We start from the raw sequence: 24,475 nt of genomic DNA on the forward strand, positions 1-24,475 counted from the left end.
GAAAATTTTTCAACTAACATGACTTTTATTCATACACAATTGTTCCCATTATTTATAAATGACACAGTTGTTTACATAATAAATTCCCTTGGGGCTCTTATATTTATTGGCTTTGGGGCATAATTAAAGAGTTAAATCTAACAACAAATTTGCTCAATTTAAAAAGGGACAACAATGAAATTTAAATTATTAGCAACTAGCTTAGCGGTATCGCTGGCGTTAACGGGTTGCGCCATGCAACAAAACCAAAGCACGCAAACAACAGCACAACAAGAACAAGTAAATAAAGCTGATGATCGTGTTTTTTCGCAAGATTATTTAATTGAAGAGCTAGAAAACGGCTTACGTGTCATGGTTGTTAAAACCGATTACCCTGATGTAGTGTCGCTGCAAATTCCGGTATCGGTTGGATCGCGTAACGAAGTTGAAGAGGGCAAAACAGGTTTTGCTCACTTTTTTGAACACATGATGTTTAAAGGCTCACAAAAATACCCTGAAGACGTATATTCAGACATATTAAAAAATTCAGGTGTTGATAACCGCGCTTATACAACAAACGATTACACAAATTACCATTTAAACTTTTCAAAGCAGCATCTTGATAAAGTACTTGAGCTTGAAGCTGATATTTTTCAAAACTTAACCTACACCAAAGAGCAATTTAGAACCGAAGCACAAACGGTAAAAGGTGAGTACTTAAAAAACAACGCGAGCCCAATTCGTAAATTATTAAGTGCTGTACGCGAAGAAGCCTTTGATAAGCACACGTATAAACACACCACTATGGGCTTTTTTAAAGACATAGAAGCCATGCCTGATCAAATGGCGTACGGGAAAGAATTTTTTGCTAAGTTTTATAAGCCTGAATATGTGTCACTTGTCATCGTGGGCGATGTAGACCCACAAGCAACAATGGCAATGGTTAAAAAGCATTGGGGAAGCTGGAAAAAAGGTAACTATGTTGCTGACATTACAGCAGAGCCTGTTCAACAAGCACCAAAATATTTGCACCAGCAAGATGAAGCACTACCAGGGCATTGGTTACTTGTATCGTACAAAGGCGCTGCGTGGGAGCCTGCTAAAAAGGACAGAGCGGCACTTGATTTAATTTCACAGCTTTATTTTTCAAATAATTCAGATCTATATCAAGAGCTAGTGGTCGACAAACAAATTGCCAGCCAAATGTTTACCTATAACCCAGAGACTAAAGATCCGGGTTTATTACACGTATTTGTTAAAGTAGAAAACGCAGACGATTTAGCCACTGCACGCGATGCGATTAACCGAACTTATGCAAAAGCACGCACTGAGCTTGTTGATGAGCAAAAGTTGAGTGATTTAAAATCGAACCTTAAATACAGCTTTATTAATGGCTTAGACTCATCGCAAGCGATTGCATCAACCCTTGCCAGCTACATGCATTTTGAGCGCGATCCTGAGGTTATAAACCAGCTATATAAATCGGCAGATGATATTACCAGCGCAGATATTAAAGCCGTTGCTAATAAATACTTTACTGATAACGCACGTACCACATTAACAATGTCGGCACTTGATAAAGCCCCAGGTTTTAAGCAAGAAGTTGATTTAAATACGCTTACTGCAAAGCTTGAACAAGCACCTGCGGCACCTGTATTTAAAGTGCTTGATAAAACGAATAGCTCGCCATTAATTGATGTTAACTTTTTATTCAATACTGGTGCGGCTGCCGACCCACAAGGTAAAAAAGGTGTTGCTGCGTTAACTGCGGCTATGCTTGCACAAGGTGGCTCAGAGGCGACGAGCTATAAAGATATTCAAAAAGCACTTTATCCGCTTGCGGGTAGCTTTGGCTACCAAATAGATAAAGAAATGCTGTCGTTTCAAGGGCGTATTCATAAAGATAATGCGGCGCAGTGGTATACACTTGTGAGCGATCAATTACTAAATCCAGGTTTTAGATATGACGATTTTAAGCGCCTTAAAAAAGAAATGATCGACGGCATTAAGTCAGGCTTAAAAGCATCTAACGATGAAGAGCTAGGCAAAGAAGTGCTATACAGTGCGCTTTACAAAAATCACCCTTATGAAAGTTACAACTACGGTGATATTTCGGATTTAGAAGCGTTGACGCTGGATGATGTTAAAGCGTTTTATAACAGCGAGCTTACGCAATCAAAACTCACGGTTGGCTTAATTGGGGCTGTGCCTGTAAAACTTAAAGCTAAAATGATGAGCGATTTTGCAACGCTACCAAAAGGTGAGCAAAGCCGTATAAGTATTCCTGATGCGCCAGTGCTTAAAGGTCATCATGCAACGATTGTAGAAAAATCGGCACAATCGACTGCGGTATCGTTTGGTTTTCCTATTGATACAATAAGAAGTAGCGAAGACTGGACAGCCCTTTGGCTTGTGCGTTCGTACTTTGGTGAGCACCGTAGTTCTAACAGCTTTTTATATGAGCGCATTCGTGAAACTCGCGGCATGAACTACGGCGATTACGCATACATTGAATATTTTCCACGTGGTATGTTTCAAACCAAGCCTGATGCAAACCTAGGGCGCTCTGAGCAAATTTTTCAAGTGTGGTTACGCCCACTTCGCTCTAATAACGATGCGCACTTTGCAACACGTACAGCCTTGTTTGAGCTAGATAAGCTAATTAAAAATGGTATGAGCGAAGATGACTTTGAAGCAACGCGTAACTTTTTAATTAACTTTGTGCCGCAAATGGTCGCAAGTCAAAATCGCCAATTAGGTTACGCACTTGATAGCGAATTTTACAACACAGATAGCTTTGTAAGTTACGTTACTAATAAACTTAAAACGCTAAGCGTTGCTGATGTAAATCGCGTTATTAAAGAAAACTTACAAACAGACAATGTTCAATATGTGTTTATAACTGCAGACGGTGCTGATATGCAAAAACGTTTAGCGTCTGAGCAAACATCACCAATGGTTTACAACACTAATAAACCTGCTGAGTTGGTTGCTGAGGATAAAGTAATTGCTGATTACAAATTAGCCATTCCTGCAAAAAATATTGAAGTGATGAAAGTCGATAAAGTCTTTCAATGAAGGTTTAAATAGTTATATAAGTTAAGATAATTAAAATGCCCCATATATTGGGGCATTTTTTATGGTGTTGGATATAGTATTGAACCAATTTTTACACCTAACCCAAAAAGTATCATTGCACTTATTATTACAACTAAAGTGATGTGGCCACGTAGCTCTTTCGACTTATATTTTGATATTGCTGTAGCTCTTTATTTCATAATAAAAAAAACAGTTATCATGCCTAATATGAAGCTGACTACTGATGACAATGCTAACACCGTGGTTATAGTGTGCTTGTTTAAAGTTGTTGCACCACCGAGAGGTGTTGTATCTTCATCAAGCTTAATTAATTTACCCTGGCGTACTTCTAAAACCGCGCATAAAGCCATTGTGGTTTCTTTTGATGCCGCGCCTTCTTTTTCTACCCGTTGGATTGTTCTCAAGCTTACATCGCAGGCATCAGCAAGTTGCTGTTGCGTCCAATTAAATTGCTGCCTAAGTTCTTTTATTGTTTTAGGATTAAGTTGCATTTTAAAGCTTCCCAATCAAGAATTCTAAAATTATAATTAGCAAGTAGCCACCAACTAGGCCTCCAAAAAAGCAGCCAAAAAGCACTTTTAACGAAGTTTTTGGGTTATTTAATAATGATGATTGTTCATAACTTTTTATAAATTGGCCATTTTTATAAAGTGAGCACTCTAACTTGCCAGTTAAAATATTACGCATTTCAAACATTACTTTAAAATCATTGTCACCAATATTAAATTGATGGCCACTGTGAATCCTTTGGTTACGCTTATTACTTATAAGTTCATCATTTACGTATACTTCTTCTTTCCCTGTAAAGTAGCTACCAAAACACGCTATTTGATCATCGCCATCTTGAAAGTAAAATTTGTAACCTAATTTTCTTGTATTTAATATATCGTTTTTCATCATCGTTATCCTTGTTGAGTTGATGATGCTAATTTAGCGTTTGTTTTTATTTTTTACGCCGTCAGCGGTACGCCAGTAGCTATATTGGCATATGACAGGTGAGCTGTCATATGTTGTTAGCTTTTGATTTTTATTAATTTATTGTATTTTAAGTATGTATTGGAAATTTTAGCAACTGTCGTATAACTTAATCTAAAAAGTGGGTATGTATTTAAAATATCATTTCTGGGTGCTAGGGCGTGTTGAACTCTGTGGATTGAAATTTGTTCAATCTAGGGTCGATTTAATCGCGGCGCGAGGTTTGTAACCTAGTGGGCTAAGTAAAAACCGAGCAACAAAGAGTTAATCGTCCCTAGAAAGAACCCAAAGGGCAGCGCATGTTTGGTCTTTATGCTGCGTTATCGCCTATTTATGGGGAGTAACCACGCTACATAGGCTCTGCCTTGCCTAAAAACCAAATATACAGCTGCAAATCCAATCACCAAAGATCAACACGCCCTAGTTATATCTAATAACCAGAACAAATAACTAAGGGATTAACACCTTAGTGGCTAAATCCGTTAGACTTGGGAAAAGGCTATTTTATATCAACTTAAGGCAGTGCAGTATTATGCGTCATGCAATTTGGCAACAGCTTCGCGATGAAGCTAACGATGTAGTAAAACGTGAACCATTATTAGCAAGTCATGTTTATTCATGTGTTTTGAATCATGATTGTTTAGGTTCGGCATTGAGCTTTATTGTTGCTAATAAGTTGGCTGATGCGGTTGTATCTGCATTCACTATCCGAGAGCTGTTCGACCAAGCATTTGTAAAATGTGACCGTATGCTCTCATTTGTTGCTGAGGACATTAAAGCGGTAAAAGACCGCGATCCTGCATCAGAAACCTATCTTACGGTTATATTAAATCTAAAAGGTTTTCATGCTATTCAGGCGCACCGTTTGGCTAATTGTTTGTGGCAACAAAATCGCAAAGAGTTAGCACGCTTTATTCAAAGCCGTAACTCTGAAGTGTTTGGGGTCGATATTCACCCAGCATGTAAAGTGGGTAAAGGCATTATGTTTGACCACGCAACCGGTATTGTTATTGGTGAAACAGCGGTAATTGAAGATAACGTATCAATTTTGCAATCTGTAACGCTTGGCGGTACAGGCAATGAGCAGGGCGATCGTCATCCTAAAATTAGAGCGGGCGTATTAATTGGCGCGGGTGCTAAAGTACTGGGTAATATTGAAGTAGGTGAGGGCGCACGAATTGGCGCGGGCTCAGTTGTACTTAGCAATGTTCCACCACACACAACCGCTGTTGGCGTACCCGCTAAAATTATTGGTCGACCGGATTGTGAGTGTCCGGCGCAAAGTATGAACCAAAACTTTTTAGCAAATCCTGAGCCTGAAAACGAATCGCACACGAGTGCAATGCTATAGGTAATGAAAAATAATAAAACTTAAAAGGAATTAACATGAACAAAAATAGTTTATTGGCTCTAGGGATTGGGTTTATTGCGGGTGTAGGTTTAACTTGGAGCTACTTTAATGCAGCTTCAAGTCATCCAGAATCTGTTAAGTCGCAGCCAAGTTATGAAAAACAGCAAAAGCTTCATACTGAACAACAAAGTAATGAGGTATTAAGTAATGCAGACTCTGTAGTACCTGAGCAAGTAGCTAATACAGAGCCCGCTGAAGACACGTCTCCAACCGATTTAGAACCCCAAATGCTTGATGAGCTACCTTTAGAAGAGCAAGTCACTCAGCTTAAGCAGCAACTCGCCGAACAGAAAGCGACGCTTAAAAGCGTTTTAAAGCAAATGAGAGGCCCTTCAGATTTTGAGAAGGTCTTACGTGATAAATTTGAAAAGCAAACGCGTGACGAAGAATGGGCTTATCGTACTGAAATGGCATTACAAGATTTTTTATTAACAGCTGATTTGGCAATTATGCCTGATATTGTTAGCGCAAAATGTAAAACAACGGTATGTGAATTTGAACTAGCCGCGCCCGCTGATAACGATACATTTGGCAGTGCTCAATGGCGAGAGCTAAACGACAAGTTGATGAAGCAGGAATTTTGGCAGCAATTTAAAAGCACTACCTCTACATCTAGCGATAGCGAGCTTAAATTGTTGCTAAGTACCGAGCTTTAAGTAACCTGTGATTCTATAGAGCCATCAACGAGCTCTGTAATTAAAACATCGCCTGTTTTAATTTTATCCACAGATTTAACTACTTTCCCTTGCTGTGTTTTAGTGATGCTATAACCGCGCGCTAAAACATTAAGCGGACTTACCGAATCTAACCTACTTGCTTGCAATGCCAAGCTATTATTAGCTTGCTGTAATTGATGCTGTATAGCTTGGTTTAGCCTAGCTTGTAATTGCGAAAGTTGATGGCTTGCTGTAGCGAGTTTTTTATCAGGCGATTGGCGCATTAAACGCGGCGTTAAGTTATTGAGTGTGCGTTCTTGCTGGTATAAACGATTACGCATAGCTTGTTGCAGCGCAATGCTTAGCTCATCCAAACGTTGTGATTTTTGATTAAGCTGATTACGCGGATGGCATAAGTTAAGGCGATGTTGTAGCTGCGTTGCAAGTGCGCGTTTTTCAGCAATATCGTGCTTAAACGCGTTGGATAAACGATTAACTAATTGCGTTACCTTGTTATGTAACTCTTGTGTATTTGGGCTTACAAGCTCTGCAGCGGCTGATGGGGTCGCTGCACGAACATCAGCAACGTAATCGCTAATAGTTGTATCTATTTCATGGCCTACCGCACTTACTATCGGTAATTCACTTTTGAAAATAGCGCGGGCGAGCTGTTCGTGATTAAAACACCATAAATCTTCAAGTGATCCACCGCCGCGTCCTAAAATAAGTACGTCTACTTCGTCACGTGTGTTGGCTAAGTCAATTTGGTTAATTAAATGCACGTGCGCTTCTTTGCCTTGTACCATAGCAGGGTAAATGATGACCTCTAGCTGCGGCGCTCGGCGTTTGAGTACCGTTAAAATATCTTTTATAGCAGCGCCGGTTGCTGAGGTAATAACACCAATACGATTAATATTTTGCGGTAATGGTTGTTTGTGAACTGAGCTAAATAATCCCTCGGCGGCTAAGCGCATTTTAAGCGCATCAAATTCTTGCTTTAACTGACCTTCGCCTGCGGGTTCCATATGCTCAACAATAAGCTGGTAATCACCGCGAGGTTCATAAAGCGATACACGCGCTTTTACTGTAACTTGTGCGCCATTGGCAGGGCGGTAGCTTTGGTTGCGATTGTTGCCGCGCCACATAGCGGCTTTAATTTGTGCTTTATCGTCTTTTAACGAAAAATACCAATGCCCAGATGCTGGTGTAATAAAGTTCGAAATTTCGCCGGTTAATATAAGCGATGCAAACCCTTGTTCAAGAAGCGTGCGAATTTCTCTATTAAGGCGTGACACGGTGTAAACTGCTTTTGAGGACGGTGAAAACATAAAAAACAACCTAAATCTATTTATAGGGCTACTTTATCATAAATATTTGCGAAATATTATTTACTCATGCCAACAACGCTGTTAAAATTTGGCCGCAATTCCTTATCTTAGATCCACATGTGAGAAGTTGCCAAAATGCTTAGAATCGCTAAAGAAGCTCTTACCTTTGATGACGTACTTTTAGTACCTGGTCATTCTACTGTTTTGCCACACACGGCAAATATTTCAACTCGCTTAACGCGTGGTATCAAACTTAACTTGCCGCTTATTTCAGCATCTATGGATACTGTTACAGAAGCTCGTTTAGCTATTGCCCTTGCGCAAGAAGGTGGTCTTGGTTTTATTCATAAAAACATGACTATTGAAGAACAAGCGAAAAACGTACGTAAAGTTAAAACCTACGAAGCAGGTATTGTTTCATACCCTGTAACGGTTACTGCCGATTTAACAATTGCAGATGCAATTGAACTTTCGCACGAAAAAGGTTTTTCAGGCTTTCCGGTTACCGATAGCAACAATGTGCTTGTAGGCATTGTTACTAGTCGTGATATGCGTTTTGAAACTAAGCTTGAACAGCCTGTTTCTACCGTTATGACTAAAAAAGAAAAGCTTGTTACCGTTAAAGAAGGCGCAGCTCGCGAAGAAATTTTAGGCTTAATGCACGAACACCGCATTGAAAAAATCTTAGTTGTTGATGATGAATTTAAACTTAAAGGCATGATCACAGTAAAAGATTACCAAAAAGCCCAAGACAAACCTGACGCATGTAAAGACGACCAAGGTCGTTTACGTGTAGGTGCTGCTGTAAGTGTTGGCGCAGGTACTGATGAGCGCATTGCTGCATTAGTAGAAGCGGGTATTGATGTTTTACTTATCGATACATCGCATGGTCACTCTCAAGGTGTTATTGACCGTGTTACTAAAACTCGCAAAGAATACCCAGACCTACAAATTATCGCAGGCAACATCGCAACAGCTGAAGGTGCGATTGCACTTGCTGATGCGGGAGCGGATGCAGTTAAAGTAGGTATCGGCCCAGGTTCTATCTGTACTACACGTATAGTTACCGGTTGTGGCGTTCCACAAATTACAGCTATTTCAGATGCTGTTGAAGGCTTAAAGGGTCGCGACATTCCTGTTATTGCTGATGGTGGCATTCGTTTTTCTGGTGATATTGTTAAAGCACTTGTTGCTGGTGCATCGTGTGTAATGGTGGGTTCACTTCTTGCTGGTACTGAAGAAGCACCAGGTGAAGTTGAATTATACCAAGGCCGTTATTATAAATCTTACCGTGGTATGGGCTCATTGGGCGCGATGGATCAAAAAGAAGGTTCATCAGATCGTTACTTCCAAAAATCAAACGAAGCAGACAAGTTAGTACCTGAAGGTATTGAAGGTCGCGTAGCTTACAAAGGTCCTATTGCAACGATTATTCATCAGCAAGTAGGTGGCTTACGTAGTGCTATGGGCTTAACTGGTTGTGCAACAATTGAAGAGCTTAATACAAAACCACAATTTGTACGTGTTACTTCAGCGGGTATGGGTGAGTCGCACGTTCATGATGTGCAAATCACTAAAGAAGCACCAAATTACCGCTTAGGTTAAGCAGCGTAATTAATTTAATATACTGGGCTTGCTTTGCAAGCCCTCTTTTTAGTCGTTTACATTAACAAATGACATTTAGCATCAGACTTTACGAGATACTCCATGAGCAAAGATATTCACGATTCACGAATTCTCATTTTAGACTTTGGTTCACAATACACGCAATTGATCGCGCGCCGTATCCGCGAAATTGGTGTTTACTGTGAGCTATGGGCATGGGATGTGACTGAAGAGCAAATTCGCGAGTTCAACCCGCAAGGTATTATTCTTTCTGGTGGCCCAGAATCAACAACGCTTGAAAACAGCCCGCGCGCTCCTGAGTATGTATTTAATGCAGGCGTGCCTGTACTAGGTATTTGCTACGGTATGCAAACAATGGCGGCTCAACTAGGCGGAAACGTACACAGCTCAGATAAAAAAGAGTTTGGTTACGCACAAGTAGAAAAAGTGGGCAATTGTGCATTATTTGATGCAATTGAAGACCATATTACAGATGGCGGCAACGGCATACTTGACGTTTGGATGAGCCATGGCGATAAAGTAATGGATATTCCAGCTGACTTTACTACAACAGCTAAAACATCTACTTGTCCACATGCTGCAATGTCTAATGAAGAAAAACGTTTTTACGGCGTACAGTTTCATCCAGAAGTGACGCACACGCATCAAGGTCAGCGCTTATTAGAGCGTTTTGCTATTGATATTTGTGGCTGTGAAAAGTTGTGGACTGCTGCAAAAATTATCGATGATGCTATCGAGCGTATTAAAGAAACTGTAGGTGATGACGAAGTTATTTTAGGCCTTTCTGGTGGTGTTGATTCATCGGTTGTGGCTATGCTAATTCACCGTGCAATTGGCGAAAAGCTAACATGTGTATTTGTTGATAATGGTTTACTTCGTTTAAACGAAGGCCAACAAGTAATGGACATGTTTGGTAATAAATTTGGTTTAAACATTGTTAAAGTTGAAGCCGAAGAGCAGTTTTTAAATGATCTTGCTGGTAAGTCAGACCCAGAAGATAAGCGTAAAGCCATTGGTCACACGTTTATTAATGTATTTGATGAGCAAGCCAAAAAGCTTAAAAATGCAAAATGGTTAGCGCAAGGTACAATTTACCCAGACGTTATTGAATCTGCGGCATCTGCCACAGGCAAAGCACATGTTATTAAATCTCACCACAATGTGGGCGGATTACCAGATGACATGAAAATGGGACTTGTTGAGCCATTACGTGAATTATTCAAAGATGAAGTACGTAAAATTGGCCTAGAGCTAGGTTTACCGTACGACATGCTTTACCGTCACCCTTTCCCTGGACCAGGTTTAGGTGTGCGTGTACTTGGCGAAATCAAAAAAGAATACTGTGATTTATTACGCCGCGCTGATGCGATTTTCATCGAAGAGCTTCACAAAGCTGAGCTTTACCATAAAGTAAGCCAAGCATTTACTGTATTCTTACCTGTTAAATCGGTAGGGGTTATGGGCGATGCACGTAAGTACGATTGGGTTGTATCACTTCGTTGTGTTGAAACAATCGACTTCATGACTGCGCGCTGGTCACATTTACCATATGAGTTTTTAGGTGTGGTATCAAACCGTATCATTAACGAAATAGATGGTATTTCACGTGTAGTTTACGATATTTCTGGTAAGCCACCGGCAACTATTGAGTGGGAATAACGCTAAGCGTATAAGCTTATTTTAGTCAGTTTATAGTCGCTCATTAAAAAGCCCGTTTATAAAACGGGCTTTTTTACGACTACAGCTTCGTGCTGATAGGTTTTTACTTGTGTGTTTCTAGCTCTGTCATTAGTCCTTTTACAAGGCTAATACTGCCAAGTAATAAAATAAGCGTAAAAGGGAGCGCCGCAATGATCGTTATATATTGTAGTGCTTGAATAGACTCAGTACCCCCAATCCAGAGCATTAGCATTGCAATAATACCTGCAATATTAGCCCATACTAGCTTTTGTTTTATTGGTACTTCAAGTTTACCGCCTGATGTAAGGCTATCTATCACAATAGAGCCCGAATCTAGAGTCGTTACAAAAAAGATGATAATCAACGCGATAGCTAAAAGCGAAAGCACTGTACTAAAAGAGTATGCATCCAACATATAAAATAAGCTAAGTGATACATCAGTAATACCTTTATCGGCGCCTAGCACTCCAATTTCATTTATAACCTGATCGATAGCTATCCCACCAAAAACCGACATCCAGGCTGTAGTAACAAGCGTTGGGATAAGTAATACGTATACTAAAAACTCTCGTATGGTGCGGCCTTTAGAGATACGTGCCACAAACATGCCAAAGCAAGGTGCGTAAGCCACCCACCAAGCCCAGTAAAATACAGTCCAGCTATGTAGCCACTCAGTGTCTTCTCGGCCTGTGCTTGAGCTCAAAGGTATAATATTTTTTACATAGCCGACGACTGCGGTGTAGCCAGAATCAAGTACGGTAGTAAAATTTAAAATAGCAATTAGAGCAAGAAACACAAAAGCAATGCCCATATTAATGTTGCTAAGCAGTTTAACGCCGCCATCCATACCACGTATAATCGACAAAATGGCTAAGCCCATAATCAGTAAAATGATGCCTTGTTGCAATAGTAGCGAATTTTCAAACCCTAAAACATGGCTTATCCCACTTGCTGCTTGCGAACCACCGAGACCAAGTGATGTAGCCAAACCAAATAGAGTTACTAAAACAGCCATTACATCTATAACATCGCCTAGTTTCCCCCATACTAGATCCCCAAAAAGTGGATAAAATATAGAGCGCATTGAAAGTGGTAAGCCTTTATTATAAACAAAATAAGCTAGGCATAATGCGGTCATCCCATAAATCGCCCACGCATGAAGACCCCAATGGAATACCGTTGCACCTAAGGCAATTTCTCGACCTTGCTCGGTAAATGGTTCAGCATTGAGAGGAGTACCTGCCCAGTCTGTATAAAATGCGGTTGGTTCGGCAACACCCCAAAAAATAAGCCCTATGCCCATGCCAGCAGCGAATAACATTGAAACCCAAGAAAGGGTAGAGTAGTCGGTTGTTGCTTTATCGCCGCCTAAGCGAATTTTTCCAAGCGGAGATACTGCAATGCCGATAGCAAAAAGCAGGAGTATATTTGCCCCCCACATAAATACGAAATCAAAATTTACGAGTGCAGCATTTTTTATCGTGTTAATAGCGTCTTTTGTTTCGCTAGGTGGCAAGGCGAGTAAAGTTATTATGAAAAGTAAAGATAAGCCAATTGAAATAGAAAACACATTACTATGAATATCCATCCCCCATTTACTGACGTTATCTTGACCTACTTGATAATCGGTTGAATCGATACTATATTTTTTTGATTTAAACTTCATATAACATGGTGTAAACCATCCGCAAAAGCGAATAGTAAAACTCCTCCATATTGGTATTGTGTATAACCCGCGTGAATAAGATACATGATGAAATATGCAATTTAGAGATAAAGCGCGGATCTTCTGGAGGAAAAACTGTATCATAAATGCTATCAATGTTATTGATTTGTTTGTATGTTTACTCATCTGCTAAGTTTTATTTAGTTAATAAAACAGTAATGACAGTTACTTTAGGTGTTTTTGTCACCAACTTTTTGCATGGAACTGATGTTCTTTATGTTTCTATGATGTCTATTCTTAATAACCCTCGCTGGGCAGAGCGCTAAATAAAAGTATTTATTGTGTTACTACAGTAGATAAAACAGCGAATTAGCATGCTAATCCACCGTTTTGTTTATTTTAAAAGCAGTTGAGCTAAAAGAGTGATTTTTCTCTTTACCTTTGGCGAAACTTCTCTATAATTCGTCGTCATTGCAGGGGCGTAGTTCCAATTGGTAGAACAGCGGTCTCCAAAACCGATGGTTGGGAGTTCGAATCTCTCCGCCCCTGCCATTTCTTCTTTACATCGTTTTTATTACTTCTTATATTGTTCAAATGTCTAATCTACTGAGTTGTTATGCATCCACGTTACGCAGCTATTTTTGATATAGAAAATCTTGAACTCAATCAACATTATTGTTCTCAAGCAAATGATCAAGCTAATACTTTATCGCAAAGCACGATAGCTAGTTCTTTAACGCTAAATGAGCAACTACTTGCAGACATTAAACTCAGTGCCGAGCCTATTATTATAAATAGCGTTGTACAGGGCCGTGAGATGCAATTAAACGATAATGAGCTTACATTGCCAACCCCACAGCTCAACGCTTCTGAAAAGCGTGCTTTATGGGCTTTAATGAGTGAACACCTTGATAAACTTTAAACCAGTAGATGAAACTGCAATATCTCAATTAATGGCCGTCGAAACAGCGTGTCATAGCCATCCGTGGACTTTAAATACAATGAGTTCATGCATAGGCGGGCGCTATTTTAATGTTGCCGCATTTGATGATGCGAGCATGATTGGTTTTTATATTGGTGAAAAAGCAGGGCCTGATTTTACACTTATGGATATTTGTGTAACACCAAGTCACCAGGGTAAGGGTATTGCAAGGCAGTTGTTAGCGCAGTTTATTGAATATGGTGAGCAGCAAAGTGCTGAAAACCTCTTTTTAGAAGTACGCGAATCAAATACGCGTGCTATTGCGCTGTACGAGCGCGCAGGCTTTGCTGAGATGTCAGTGCGTAAAAACTACTACCCAAGTGATAACCCTGCTAAAAATGGCTTTGAAGACGCTATTTTAATGGGTATGGCGCTAGGTTTAAACTTTTCATAATTAAAGTCGGTAATTAGCATTTAAAATACAGAGTCGCTAAAGTAATGTATTTTGTAAGTTTGCTTTTAGGTTACTTTGTCGCTAATTGCTTGCTCAATGGCTGCTATTAGATCATTTACCAGCTCGTCTCTTGGCACTTTATTGTTACTTTTTAAGTTCTCTTCAAGTGCCGCTGCACTATGGTAAATTTCATCAAAGTTAAAGCATCCAGAACTACCTTTAATACTGTGCGCTACACCTCTTAATGCTTCCCAATCATCACAATGTTGCAGAGCTTTAACTTCTTTTAAATATGTAGGTAAGTTAGCTAAATAATTATCAGCAATTTGCTGGAATTTTTCGCTTTTTAATAGGCTATCCCATTTATTTTGATTATCTTTTTCAAGATGCAGGTAGCTCACGAGTACATTTTCCAGAGCATCTTTATCAATGGGTTTAGCAAGTGCTTTATCGCAACCAGCCTCTAGGTAAGTCCCTATATCGTGGTTCATTACATTGGCAGTAAGGGCAATAATAGGGCCATCATACGCGGCATGGCGAAGCATTTTAGTCGCTTCTAACCCGCCCATTACAGGCATTTGCATATCCATAATAATAAGTTGGTAGTCGTTTACGAGTGCCATTTCTACGGCTTGTGCACCATTATTGGCAATATCGGGTTCAAGACCCCAGGTTTGCAGTAGTAATTTAATTAATAATTGGTTATCTGGGTTATCCTCAGCAACTAATATATTGGCGTCGAAGCTATTGCTGGCAAATGATAATAGAGGGTCTTTCTCTGGTATTAACTGGCTGTCTTGCGTTAAAAATTCAAGCATGGGTTGATCATCAGATAACTGACACGCCACCCTAATTGTAACGCGACTACCAACACCCACTTCACTTTCAAGATTTACATCCCCACCAAGTAGCAGTGCTAAATTTTTAGAAATACACAACCCAAGACCTGTACCACCAAAACGACGTGTAGTTGTTGCATCAGCTTGTTCAAACGGTTTAAATACACGCTCTATTTGATGCTCAGACATACCAATACCGGTATCTTTAATTACAAACTCAAGCTTTTGACTTGCTTGTAAATAATGCACACAAATAGACACGCTGCCATTTTCGGTAAATTTAACGGCGTTATTGGCAATGTTTATAAGTATTTGTTTTAAGCGAGTCACATCACTATAAATAGTGCGAGGTAGCGGTAGTTGATAGTCAATATTAAGGGTTAATTGTTTTTCTTGTGCCAGTGGTTGAATAATTGATTCAATGTCGTGTACAAGCTGCACTACGTTTAATGCTGACAAATCAACAGCTAGCTTTTCGGCTTCAATTTTAGATAAATCTAAAATATTATTTATTAGCTCTAATAAGTGTTTTGAGTTACGTAAAATAGTACTGAGATGTTGCTTATCGTTCTCAACCTTGCCATTGTGTAGCAACTGTTCTGTAAAGCCCATAATAGCAGTAAGTGGCGTGCGTATTTCATGGCTCATGTTAGCTAAAAATCGGCTCTTAAGTTGATTGGCTTGCTCAGCTTGGCCAATAGCCAACTCAAGTTGACTGTTCATAGCTTCAAGTGCTTGGGTGCGACTTTCTACTTTATCCTCAAGATGATGCTTATATTCTTCAAGCTGCTGCTGGTAATGCCTTATTTGATTAACCATGTGGTTAAAGTCGTTAAATAAAACACCCACTTCATCATTAGTGTGCGCAGGTAAGTGCACCGACAAATCACCATCACCCACACGATGACTCGCTGCACCTAGTAACTCAATTGGATTAAGTAATAAATTACGCACCACTACAAAAATTAATATTGGTAGAGTGATCACTGAAATAATAACAATTAAGCCCGTTATTAAACTTATAGCTTTGCCTGATTGGTAAAGCACACCTTTTGGAATGGTAGATACGTAATAATATCCGCCAGGCATTTGTACTGCAAAAATCATACGCTCAATTTTATCTATACTTGAGAGCTCAATGGTCGAAAGCATGCCTATATCGGCCAGGTCGTGGATTTGGTTGAGTTCGTATTCGCTTATATATTGGCCGCGCATGTTGTAGTCAGAGCTAAATAATATCTTACCGTCTTTGGTTAACATCAAATTAAGCGTGTTGTTATATGGGGCTTCTAAAATACTGGAGTTAAGTATCGAAGGCTCTATATGTATTACAATAAAACCAAGTTGCTGTGGGCGTTTTAAATAGTAATCAACACTATAAATTCGTTGAATAAAATACAAACTAGTGGTGCCGTCATCCTTTTGAATCATAAATTGCTGTTTACTTAAATTACTTTGCAAGACTTGATTAAAAAATGGATAGCTTTTAGGTGCAGTAGTTAGGTTGTTAGAGTAGTAAGCATCACTTTTCCCACTGGCAGAGACTAAATTAATACTAATAATATCTGGATAAGCTTCACTGTAGCTGGCAAATACATCCATAAGCGCGCCAAGTTTTCGGGTGTGGTTACCGTTGGCACGAATGTCGTTTGCTAAAAAGTCGCTAAGTACTGGCGAAGTTGAAAGTAGTTTTGCTGTAGAGTGAAAAGAGTCGATATAGTTAAATATTTTTTGCTGTTGTTGCTCAACAAAACGGCTCATTATTAAATCAGCTTGTTTTTGTGTTGAATTAGTTACATTGGTGAGCGTAAAGCCACCTAAAAATAGCAGCGGTAGAATAACAAGGGGTGTTATATACCATAATAATCGAATACTTAACTTACTGGTTTTCATGACCAAGCGACTTATCCTCCATGCAATCTACCAATAATATGCGTTACGGCTTTATTAAACAAGCTTATAGCGGTCTTGATGGCTGAAATGTAACCATTAATTGCGCGGTATTTAGTTGAGATTAGCTACTTATTTGTATAATTAAGTTATTTTAATTTAATAAGTTACGTATTATTGAAATGGTATTTTAGTGTTTGAATAGATTTTACAATATTTATGCATGTAAAAGTGACTTTTTATGCTTAATATATTTAAAAAAGTGGAGTAACGCTTATTAAACTTAAGTTGTAAGTTTGTTTAAGTGTTTTGTTATTTCATCAATGCATATTTTTACAGAGATTGGCATGTTGTGCGTGTAGGGCGTTAATGCATAAATACTTTTACTACTAAGTGAGTAATCGGGGTTAATTACCTCAAGTGATGGCTTTACTAAGTTTAAGTAAAAATCCGGTACCAGCCCCATTCCAGCTCCTGCTTTTATAAGCGATAAACAACTATGGAAAGAGTTTGCAAGGCAACGAGCTTGGGTACTGAAGTGAAGTAGTTCTCCATGTTTATTTTTAAAGGTGTGATCTATATTTAACCCTTGCCAAGTATTAGCGATGTAAGGCGTTGCATTTAATATTTTAGACTCTAGCTGTTTAGGGCTTTTAATTACTCCTGTTTTTATACACAGCCTGTCAGTAAAGCTACCTATGCGCTTTTGTTTTAGGGCGCTGTCTTTTGAGGGACCCACTCGAATAGCGAGATCAATATTATGATCTAAAAAATCTATATGCTGATCGGCACTTACAAGCTCTGGCGTTAATTTGGGGTATTGATTCATTAAGTTAGCAATAACAGGGGTAATAAGCGTTTCCATTAATGCATTTGGGGCGGTTATCTTTATATTGCCAGTAGGCTCTGCTTGTTGAGTTTTTACGGTATCCCATGCCGTAGTCGCGATATTATTTAACTCTTTACATTGTATGTAAAACAGCTCGCCGGTTGCCGTTAATGCTTGTCTACGCGTTGTGCGTTTTAAAAGGGTTACCCCAAGCTCTAGCTCTAGCGCTTTTAAATGCTGGCTTACTACCGATTTAGAAACATTAAGCTTATCAGCTGCGGCAGATATAGAACCTGCCTCAATAATATTTGCAAACACCGACATTTGTTTAAATTTACTCATATTTATTGTTCTGTTTTTCTAAACTGTATTTTTTATTATCTTTGTTTTTAGTGTTAAAAGATATGGCTAATATAAGCGTAATTTATTAACTACAGGTGATCTATGAATAGCGAATTAGTACTTCAAAAATGCAAACAAGGGATAGCGGATTGGCAGGATGCATTTAATAACCAAGATGCAAAAGGCTGCGCGCAACAGTATTTTTCTGATTGTGAAATGCATGCTCGCCCATTTGGTATGTTTAAAGGAGAGGTTGCAATAGAAAGCTTTTGGCAAGGGAGCATGGATCAAGGCTTTAAAAATGTGCAATACACTGATGTAACATGGGAAATGCTTGGTGATGATGGTTATATTTTATCAGCTAAATGGACAATGAACCAAGCGCATGGTGTTGTTCATCGCGAACATTGGGTTGTTGCAGCAGATGGAAAAGCAAAGTTAAAAAGTGACGATTTTGAAGTATTAGGTGAGCGCTAAGTAATTATTAATTTAGAGTTGAGTACGTGCTAACTAGTGAGTCTAATTTATCTAAGGTTGTGAAATAAAATACTTATATAAATTCCTCGGTGAAAATAAGCTTAAAAAGCAACGAATCATCGCTTAAACAATTATAAAATGGTCTGTAATTTAATTGCTGACCATATTTCAAATATTTCTAGTCATATCTCTTCATTATAAAGCCAAGAAATTTTTAAGTTAGATAGCACACTTTTATACCGACTCCTGTTACAATTGTCATTATTAAAAAATTAGCTATTGGCGTTTTATTATCAGCTGTTTATAACGTTTAAATCAGCGGAAATAGTAGTTAATTACGATCAACATTACGGGTTTACTCGCAAGCGCTTATTTAAATGCATTCAACCCCGCATCAAACTAAAAGAATTTATTAATGGCAGACCAAACTATTATCAATGAAATCAGCAAGCGAAGGACTTTTGCTATCATCTCTCACCCGGATGCTGGTAAAACAACTATCACCGAAAAAGTATTGTTGTTCGGACAAGCTATTCAAAGAGCCGGTACTGTAAAAGGGCGTGGTTCTAATCAGCATGCTAAATCTGACTGGATGGAAATGGAAAAAGAGCGTGGTATATCGGTTACTACCTCTGTAATGCAGTTCCCGTATAACAATGCGCTTGTTAACTTACTTGATACGCCAGGACACGAAGATTTCTCGGAAGATACTTACCGAACGCTAACAGCGGTAGATTCGTGCTTAATGGTTATTGATGCGGCAAAAGGTGTAGAAGACCGTACCCGTAAGCTCATGGAAGTTACGCGCCTGCGTACAACACCAATTGTTACGTTTATGAACAAGTGTGACCGTGATATTCGTGACCCAATGGAAGTATTGGACGAAGTTGAAACAGAGCTAAATATAGCCTGTGCTCCAATTACGTGGCCAATTGGTTGTGGTAAAGAGTTTAAAGGTGTTTATCATATTCATAATGACGAAGCTGTTTTATACAAAACAGGTCAAGGTCATAAAATTCAAGAAGTTCGCACTATTAAAGGACTTGATAACCCAGAGTTAGATATTGCGATTGGCGAAGATTTAGCTGCGCAATTACGCGATGAGCTTGAGCTTGTTATTGGTGCATCAAACGAATTTGATTTAGATCTGTTTTTAGCCGGTGAACTTTCGCCAGTTTATTACGGTACTGCACTTGGTAACTTTGGTGTTGACCATGTTTTAGATGGTTTAACTAAATGGGCGCCAACGCCATTACCACGCGAAACCGAAGACAGACTTATTGTTGCAACAGAAGAGAATTTTACCGGTTTTGTATTTAAAATTCAGGCCAACATGGACCCTAAACACCGTGACCGTATTGCATTTATGCGTATTGTATCGGGTAAATACAGCCAGGGCATGAAAATGAACCACGTGCGTATTGGTAAGCAGGTGAGTATTTCTGATGCGGTAACCTTTATGGCGGGCGATCGTGAGCGAGCAGAAGATGCTTACGCTGGCGATATTATTGGCTTGCATAACCACGGTACAATTCAAATTGGTGATACGTTTACGCAAGGCGAAAAACTTAAATTTAGTGGTATTCCTAACTTCGCGCCTGAGCTATTTCGTCGTATTCGTCTTCGCGATCCGCTTAAGCAAAAGCAATTATTAAAAGGCTTAGTACAGCTTTCTGAAGAAGGTGCTGTACAGGTATTTAGACCGCTTATAAACAACGATTTAATTGTGGGCGCGGTAGGTGTACTTCAGTTTGATGTGGTTGTAGCGCGTTTAAAAGCTGAATATAACGTAGATGCTATTTACGAAGGTGTAAACGTAAATACAGCACGCTGGGTTGAGTGCAGTGACGTTAAAAAGTTTGAAGACTTTAAACGCAAATGCGAAAGCAATTTAGCACTCGATGGGGGCGATAACTTAACTTACATAGCGCCGAGCCGTGTAAACCTTAATTTATCGGTAGAGCGTTATCCAGAAGTAACGTTTAACCACACGCGCGAAAACTAGAATTGACCGACTAAAGTTAACTGAAAGCCTGCTTAGGCGGGCTTACAAAGGTAAATAATATAATGAACATTCGTACTATTTTAATCGAAAAAGCTATTGCCGCTATGGCTGGCGCAGGCTTACCTGAAGACACAAACCCAGCAGTAACGCAAAGCACACGTCCACAATTTGGTGATTACCAAATTAATGCAGCAATGGGCGCGGCTAAAAAAATGAAAAGCAACCCACGAGAGCTTGCACAAAAAATTATAGATAACCTTGATGTAAGCGATATCGCAGAGAAAACTGAAATTGCGGGTCCAGGTTTTATTAACATTCATTTAAAGCCAGAGTTTTTAGCGCAAAGTGTTAAAGCAGCTAATAGCGATGCAAAGCTTGCAGTAAACGAGCACGCTAACCCACAAAAAGTGGTAGTGGATTACTCATCACCAAACCTTGCTAAAGAAATGCACGTAGGCCATTTACGTTCAACCATTATTGGTGACTCAATTGTACGTGCGCTTGAATTTAGAGGCGATACGGTTGTACGTCAAAATCACATGGGTGATTGGGGCACGCAATTTGGTATGTTAATCGCGCATTTAGAAGATCAAATTAGCCAAGGTGTAGATTTAGATACTGTTGCACTTGCCGATTTAGAAACCTTTTACCGCGATGCTAAAAAACGTTTTGACGACGAAGAAGGCTTTGCAGATAAAGCCCGTAATTACGTTGTTAAATTACAAGGTGGCGACGCGCACTGTGAAAAGCTTTGGAAACTATTTATAGCAACCTCAGTTAAGCACTCTGAAGAAGTATACAAACGTTTAAATGTAACGCTTACGCAAGCCGATATTATGGCTGAAAGCGCGTACAACGCAGAGCTTAACGATATTATTAGCCTACTTAAAGATAAAAATATTGCGGTAGAGTCGCAAGGCGCGCAAGTTGTGTTTTTAGATGAGCTAGCTAACAAAGATGGCGAACCATCTGCGTTTATCGTACAAAAATCTGGCGGTGGTTTTTTATATGCAACAACAGATTTAGCGGCATGTGATTATCGTTCAAATAAATTAGGTGCCGATCGCATCTTAATTTTTGTAGATGCACGTCAAAACCTACACTTTAATCAAGTAGAGCTAACAGCGCGTAAAGCAGGTTTATTACGAGACGAAACAAGTTACGAGTTTTGCCCGTTTGGCACGATGATGGGCGCCGATAACAAACCATTTAAAACACGTACTGGCGGCACAGTAAAACTTGCTGACTTATTAGAAGAGTCAATCAACCGTGCAGCTGCAAAACTAGCTGAACGTGAATCGGATTTAAGTGATAGCGATCGCAGCGAAATTGCCCGTAAAGTAGGTATTGGCGCAGTTAAATACGCCGACCTTTCTAAGCACCGTACCAGCGATTACATATTCAACTGGGACAGCATGCTAAGCTTTGAAGGCGCAACAGCCCCTTACTTACAATATGCTTATACACGTATCCGCAGTATTTTCCGTAAGTCAGGCGTTGATGCAGCTACATTAAATTCAGACGTAGCAATTGTTGAGCCTCAAGAAAAAGCACTAGCACTTAAGCTACTACAGCTTGAAGAAGTACTTGATTTAATGATTTCTGAGGCAACACCGCACGTACTATGTGGTTACTTATATGAGTTAGCAAGCTTATACATGACATTTTACGAAGCCTGCCCAGTACTTAAAGAAGGCGTAGAGCCAAGCGTGCGCGATAGCCGTTTAGTGCTGTGTAATTTGGTTTCTAAAACATTAGAGACGGGATTAGACTTACTTGGCATTGAAGTTATGGAGCAAATGTAATCACCGTCGTATTTTAACCTAATACTGCGTTATCCACCCCAACTTACCCTAATCGCATACAAACCGTATGCTCATAGGGATAAGTCGGGTTGGACGTCTTGTCTTAGGCTAAACTACTTTGGTGAACCTTCTGCTGCGTGTAGTTCGCTTTAGCTGCGTTGGTAAAACTATTTAGCCTAAGTCACATACAAACCTTATGCTCCTTGGCATAAATAGTTTTACCGCCTTGCTAGCACTCCTACACTTGCAGATATATATTCTGGCACTGTAGGTTGGGTTGAGTGAAACGAAACCCAACATTAAACAAAACACTTTTATTTTTGCTCTTATAACGATTAATTGCCTGATCTTACCTACCCACATACGCTTAATAAACAGAGAAGGACTTGTTATGAAACTCGAAGATATCCGCCGTGAATACCTGCAAGACGCGTTAAGCGAAGATAATTTGCAAGATGATCCGTTTAAGCAGTTTGAAACGTGGCTTGAGCATGCGGTAGCAAGCAAACTACCCGATCCAACAGCAATGGTTGTAGCAACCGTTGATGAAACCGGTCAGCCTTCACAGCGTATTGTGCTTTTAAAACATTTAGATGATAACGGGTTTGTGTTTTTTACTAATACCGGCTCGCGTAAAGCGCAAGAGCTTAAAGGTAATAATAAAATTTCCTTGCACTTTCCGTGGCATCACATGGAGCGCCAAGTTATTGTGTATGGCGAGACTAAACCCTTACCGACTTCTGCTGTGGCAAAGTACTTTTTATCCCGTCCTAAAGAAAGCCAATTAGCCGCGTGGGCATCAGCGCAAAGTCGTCCGGTGTCATCACGTAAAGTACTCATGGAAACCTTTGCCAATATGAAAAACAAGTTTGCTAAAGGTGAAATACCACTTCCTGATTTTTGGGGCGGATATTGTGTAGTACCCACTAAAATTGAGTTTTGGCAAGGCGGAGCGCATCGTTTGCACGACCGTTTTATGTATCAGCGCCAAGCAGATAACAGCTGGCAAGTTACGCGCTTAAACCCTTAATAAATAGATGAGTAAGTAACCGTGCAATTTATTGACTCTCATTGCCATCTCGACTTTAGCGAGTTTGATTCGAATCGTGAGTCGCTCATAAACGAGTGTGTAGCAAAGGGAGTTAATCAGTTTGTTGTGCCAGGTATTACGCTTGCTCAATCGCATACCCTCATAAAACTCAAAGCAACTTACCCAAGTATAAAAATAGCCGCTGGGCTACATCCTTATTTTTTAGAACAACATAAAGAATCGCACATAGAAGCGTTATTTGATTTTGCGACTGAAAATAAGCGCCAACTGGTAGCTATTGGGGAGTGCGGGCTTGATCGAAGTATTGAAAACCTCTCTAAACAAACTTATTTATTTGAACAGCAAATAAGGCTTTCTAACGAGCTAAGCTTACCGCTTATTGTACATCACAGACAAAGTCACGATTTAATTGCGCAATCATTTAAACGGTGTAAGCCAAAAAATGGCGGGGTGATTCATGCATTTTCGGGATCAATCCAACAAGCGCAGTATTATATAAAACACGGCTTTAAACTTGGTGTAGGCGGTGTTATTACCTATGATCGCGCAGTAAAAACACGCGCTGTTATTGCTGCTATTGAGCCAGATAACTTAGTGCTTGAAACCGACTCACCTTCAATGCCGTTAAGTGGCTACCAAGGTGAAATAAACACACCGCTGCATATACCTGATGTATTTAACGCGTTATGTGATTTAAAGCCATATAGTGAAAGAGGGACGCTTGCAAAGCAGCTTTACGATTCTTGTTCAGATGTTTTTTGCATATAGCGATTTACTTGCCAACGTTTTAATCCACGTCCTAGCTGCCACGTAAAAATACACGCAATCACTAGCATTAATAGTACCTGCCGACCTAAGTCATGAAAATGATTATGGCTGTCGGATATTGCAGCGCGAGTTAAATAAGTAACAGACACAAAGCCTATAGGGCGGTCATCATCGCTTATTACTGGTTCCATAAAAGGTGTTTTTAGTTTACTAATACCCGGTGTTGATTCGGGAAGCTGTCCATAAATATGGTGTGATTGCCAATTGTCACTACTGGCAATTAAAATGCCCTGTTGATCATAAATAGTCGCAGAAAGCACAAACTCATCTTTACTTATATCGTTACAAATGGCGTTGAGTTGTGGTTTATTTTTCTCTATGAGCGGCGTTTTAACATTTAAAGCCATAAATTGAGTGAGGCTTTTTGCAGTGCTATCGGCGCTATCGTATAACAATTGATGACTTTGAAAACTACTATTAACGCCTACCCAGCTTAGTAATACAAAACAGCCAGCCGCAAGTATTAAGCGAACAAGTCGCTTTCTTTGTGAAGCGGTAATAGGGTTTTTAATATGGTTATTTTTCATAGTCACCGTTTATGCTGCTGACAGCATTTTGATTTGATGTTACAACTACACTAACTATAACCTTAAACCCCACCTGATGGCGAATT

19 protein-coding genes and 1 tRNA gene are annotated in these 24,475 nt (G+C 39.6%); 13 read left to right on the plus strand and 7 right to left on the minus strand.

Translation table 11 applies throughout. The features are described 5' to 3' along the window. Positions 1 to 174 precede the first annotated feature (174 nt). A complete protein-coding gene (locus I6E80_RS02155) occupies positions 175 to 3,057 on the plus strand; it encodes a pitrilysin family protein (protein WP_197184666.1) in 2,883 nt (960 codons plus the stop codon). 191 nt (positions 3,058 to 3,248) lie between these two features. Here the strand turns inward: I6E80_RS02155 and I6E80_RS02160 are convergent, their stop codons facing one another. Next, on the minus strand, positions 3,249 to 3,569 hold the full coding sequence (locus tag I6E80_RS02160) for a helix-turn-helix domain-containing protein (protein ID WP_024598636.1): 321 nt from the start codon (positions 3,567 to 3,569) through the stop codon (positions 3,249 to 3,251). Between the two features lies 1 nt (position 3,570). Continuing rightward, positions 3,571 to 3,975, minus strand: a complete 405-nt coding sequence (locus tag I6E80_RS02165) for a hypothetical protein (RefSeq protein WP_171972306.1) — start codon at positions 3,973 to 3,975, stop codon at positions 3,571 to 3,573. Between the two features lie 610 nt (positions 3,976 to 4,585). Between I6E80_RS02165 and cysE the strand changes: the two genes are divergently transcribed. Together cysE and I6E80_RS02175 are read left to right on the plus strand one after the other, a co-directional pair. Next, positions 4,586 to 5,404: a serine O-acetyltransferase gene (gene cysE / locus I6E80_RS02170; RefSeq protein ID WP_002958786.1), complete on the plus strand. Its 819-nt coding sequence runs from the start codon at positions 4,586 to 4,588 to the stop codon at positions 5,402 to 5,404. Between the two features lie 35 nt (positions 5,405 to 5,439). Continuing rightward, a complete protein-coding gene (locus tag I6E80_RS02175; protein WP_076923612.1) occupies positions 5,440 to 6,120 on the plus strand; it encodes a hypothetical protein in 681 nt (226 codons plus the stop codon). Here the strand turns inward: I6E80_RS02175 and xseA are convergent. Further along, on the minus strand, positions 6,117 to 7,448 hold the full coding sequence (gene xseA / locus I6E80_RS02180; RefSeq protein WP_197184667.1) for an exodeoxyribonuclease VII large subunit: 1,332 nt from the start codon (positions 7,446 to 7,448) through the stop codon (positions 6,117 to 6,119). The two genes, I6E80_RS02175 and xseA, sit on opposite strands and share 4 nt — an antisense overlap. 135 nt (positions 7,449 to 7,583) lie before the next feature. On the opposite strand from xseA, the gene guaB reads away from it, so the two are divergent. Together guaB and guaA are read left to right on the plus strand one after the other, a co-directional pair. After that, positions 7,584 to 9,053: an IMP dehydrogenase gene (gene guaB, locus I6E80_RS02185; RefSeq protein WP_002958783.1), complete on the plus strand. Its 1,470-nt coding sequence runs from the start codon at positions 7,584 to 7,586 to the stop codon at positions 9,051 to 9,053. Between the two features lie 102 nt (positions 9,054 to 9,155). Then, complete coding sequence (gene guaA / locus I6E80_RS02190) at positions 9,156 to 10,733, plus strand: glutamine-hydrolyzing GMP synthase (RefSeq protein ID WP_024598632.1); 1,578 nt, start codon at positions 9,156 to 9,158, stop codon at positions 10,731 to 10,733. Positions 10,734 to 10,836: 103 nt separating this feature from the next. Here guaA and I6E80_RS02195 read toward each other — a convergent pair whose 3' ends face one another. Continuing rightward, a complete protein-coding gene (locus I6E80_RS02195; protein ID WP_076923610.1) occupies positions 10,837 to 12,420 on the minus strand; it encodes a BCCT family transporter in 1,584 nt (527 codons plus the stop codon). A 475-nt stretch (positions 12,421 to 12,895) separates the two neighbouring features. On the opposite strand from I6E80_RS02195, the gene I6E80_RS02200 reads away from it, so the two are divergent. The 3 genes from I6E80_RS02200 to rimI all read left to right on the plus strand — a co-directional run bounded on the left by I6E80_RS02200 (position 12,896) and on the right by rimI (position 13,796). Next, a tRNA-Trp gene (locus I6E80_RS02200) sits at positions 12,896 to 12,972 on the plus strand. Positions 12,973 to 13,036: 64 nt separating this feature from the next. Then, a complete protein-coding gene (locus tag I6E80_RS02205; protein WP_197184668.1) occupies positions 13,037 to 13,342 on the plus strand; it encodes a hypothetical protein in 306 nt (101 codons plus the stop codon). Next, the gene (rimI, locus tag I6E80_RS02210) at positions 13,329 to 13,796 is read left to right on the plus strand and encodes a ribosomal protein S18-alanine N-acetyltransferase (RefSeq protein WP_197184719.1); all 468 of its coding nucleotides are present in this window, start codon (positions 13,329 to 13,331) and stop codon (positions 13,794 to 13,796) included. Before I6E80_RS02205 ends, rimI begins: the two co-directional genes overlap by 14 nt. 65 nt (positions 13,797 to 13,861) lie before the next feature. Here the strand turns inward: rimI and I6E80_RS02215 are convergent, their stop codons facing one another. Further along, a complete protein-coding gene (locus I6E80_RS02215) occupies positions 13,862 to 16,528 on the minus strand; it encodes a sensor histidine kinase (RefSeq protein ID WP_197184669.1) in 2,667 nt (888 codons plus the stop codon). A 280-nt stretch (positions 16,529 to 16,808) separates the two neighbouring features. After that, positions 16,809 to 17,696 carry a LysR family transcriptional regulator gene (locus I6E80_RS02220; protein WP_024598628.1) on the minus strand — a complete coding sequence of 296 codons (888 nt, stop codon included), beginning with the start codon at positions 17,694 to 17,696 and terminating at the stop codon, positions 16,809 to 16,811. Positions 17,697 to 17,798: 102 nt separating this feature from the next. On the opposite strand from I6E80_RS02220, the gene I6E80_RS02225 reads away from it, so the two are divergent. The 5 genes from I6E80_RS02225 (at position 17,799) to I6E80_RS02245 (ending at position 23,802) form a co-directional block, all read left to right on the plus strand. Continuing rightward, a complete protein-coding gene (locus tag I6E80_RS02225) occupies positions 17,799 to 18,173 on the plus strand; it encodes an isochorismatase (protein ID WP_197184670.1) in 375 nt (124 codons plus the stop codon). A gap of 415 nt (positions 18,174 to 18,588) precedes the next feature. Next, complete coding sequence (gene prfC / locus I6E80_RS02230) at positions 18,589 to 20,178, plus strand: peptide chain release factor 3 (protein ID WP_024598626.1); 1,590 nt, start codon at positions 18,589 to 18,591, stop codon at positions 20,176 to 20,178. A gap of 62 nt (positions 20,179 to 20,240) precedes the next feature. Then, complete coding sequence (argS, locus tag I6E80_RS02235; RefSeq protein WP_024598625.1) at positions 20,241 to 21,983, plus strand: arginine--tRNA ligase; 1,743 nt, start codon at positions 20,241 to 20,243, stop codon at positions 21,981 to 21,983. 391 nt (positions 21,984 to 22,374) lie between these two features. Beyond that, positions 22,375 to 23,013 (plus strand): pyridoxamine 5'-phosphate oxidase, encoded by a 639-nt coding sequence (pdxH, locus tag I6E80_RS02240; RefSeq protein WP_197184671.1) that lies wholly within the window; start codon positions 22,375 to 22,377, stop codon positions 23,011 to 23,013. A gap of 21 nt (positions 23,014 to 23,034) precedes the next feature. Then, positions 23,035 to 23,802 carry a TatD family hydrolase gene (locus I6E80_RS02245; RefSeq protein WP_197184672.1) on the plus strand — a complete coding sequence of 256 codons (768 nt, stop codon included), beginning with the start codon at positions 23,035 to 23,037 and terminating at the stop codon, positions 23,800 to 23,802. Here I6E80_RS02245 and I6E80_RS02250 read toward each other — a convergent pair. Continuing rightward, entirely contained in the window at positions 23,769 to 24,389 is a 621-nt protein-coding gene (locus I6E80_RS02250; protein WP_197184673.1) for an AhpA/YtjB family protein, read from the minus strand. The two genes, I6E80_RS02245 and I6E80_RS02250, sit on opposite strands and share 34 nt — an antisense overlap. Positions 24,390 to 24,475 lie beyond the last annotated feature (86 nt).

Origin of the sequence: Pseudoalteromonas sp. NSLLW218, from assembly GCF_015864775.1 — a bacterium.
GTDB lineage: Bacteria > Pseudomonadota > Gammaproteobacteria > Enterobacterales > Alteromonadaceae > Pseudoalteromonas.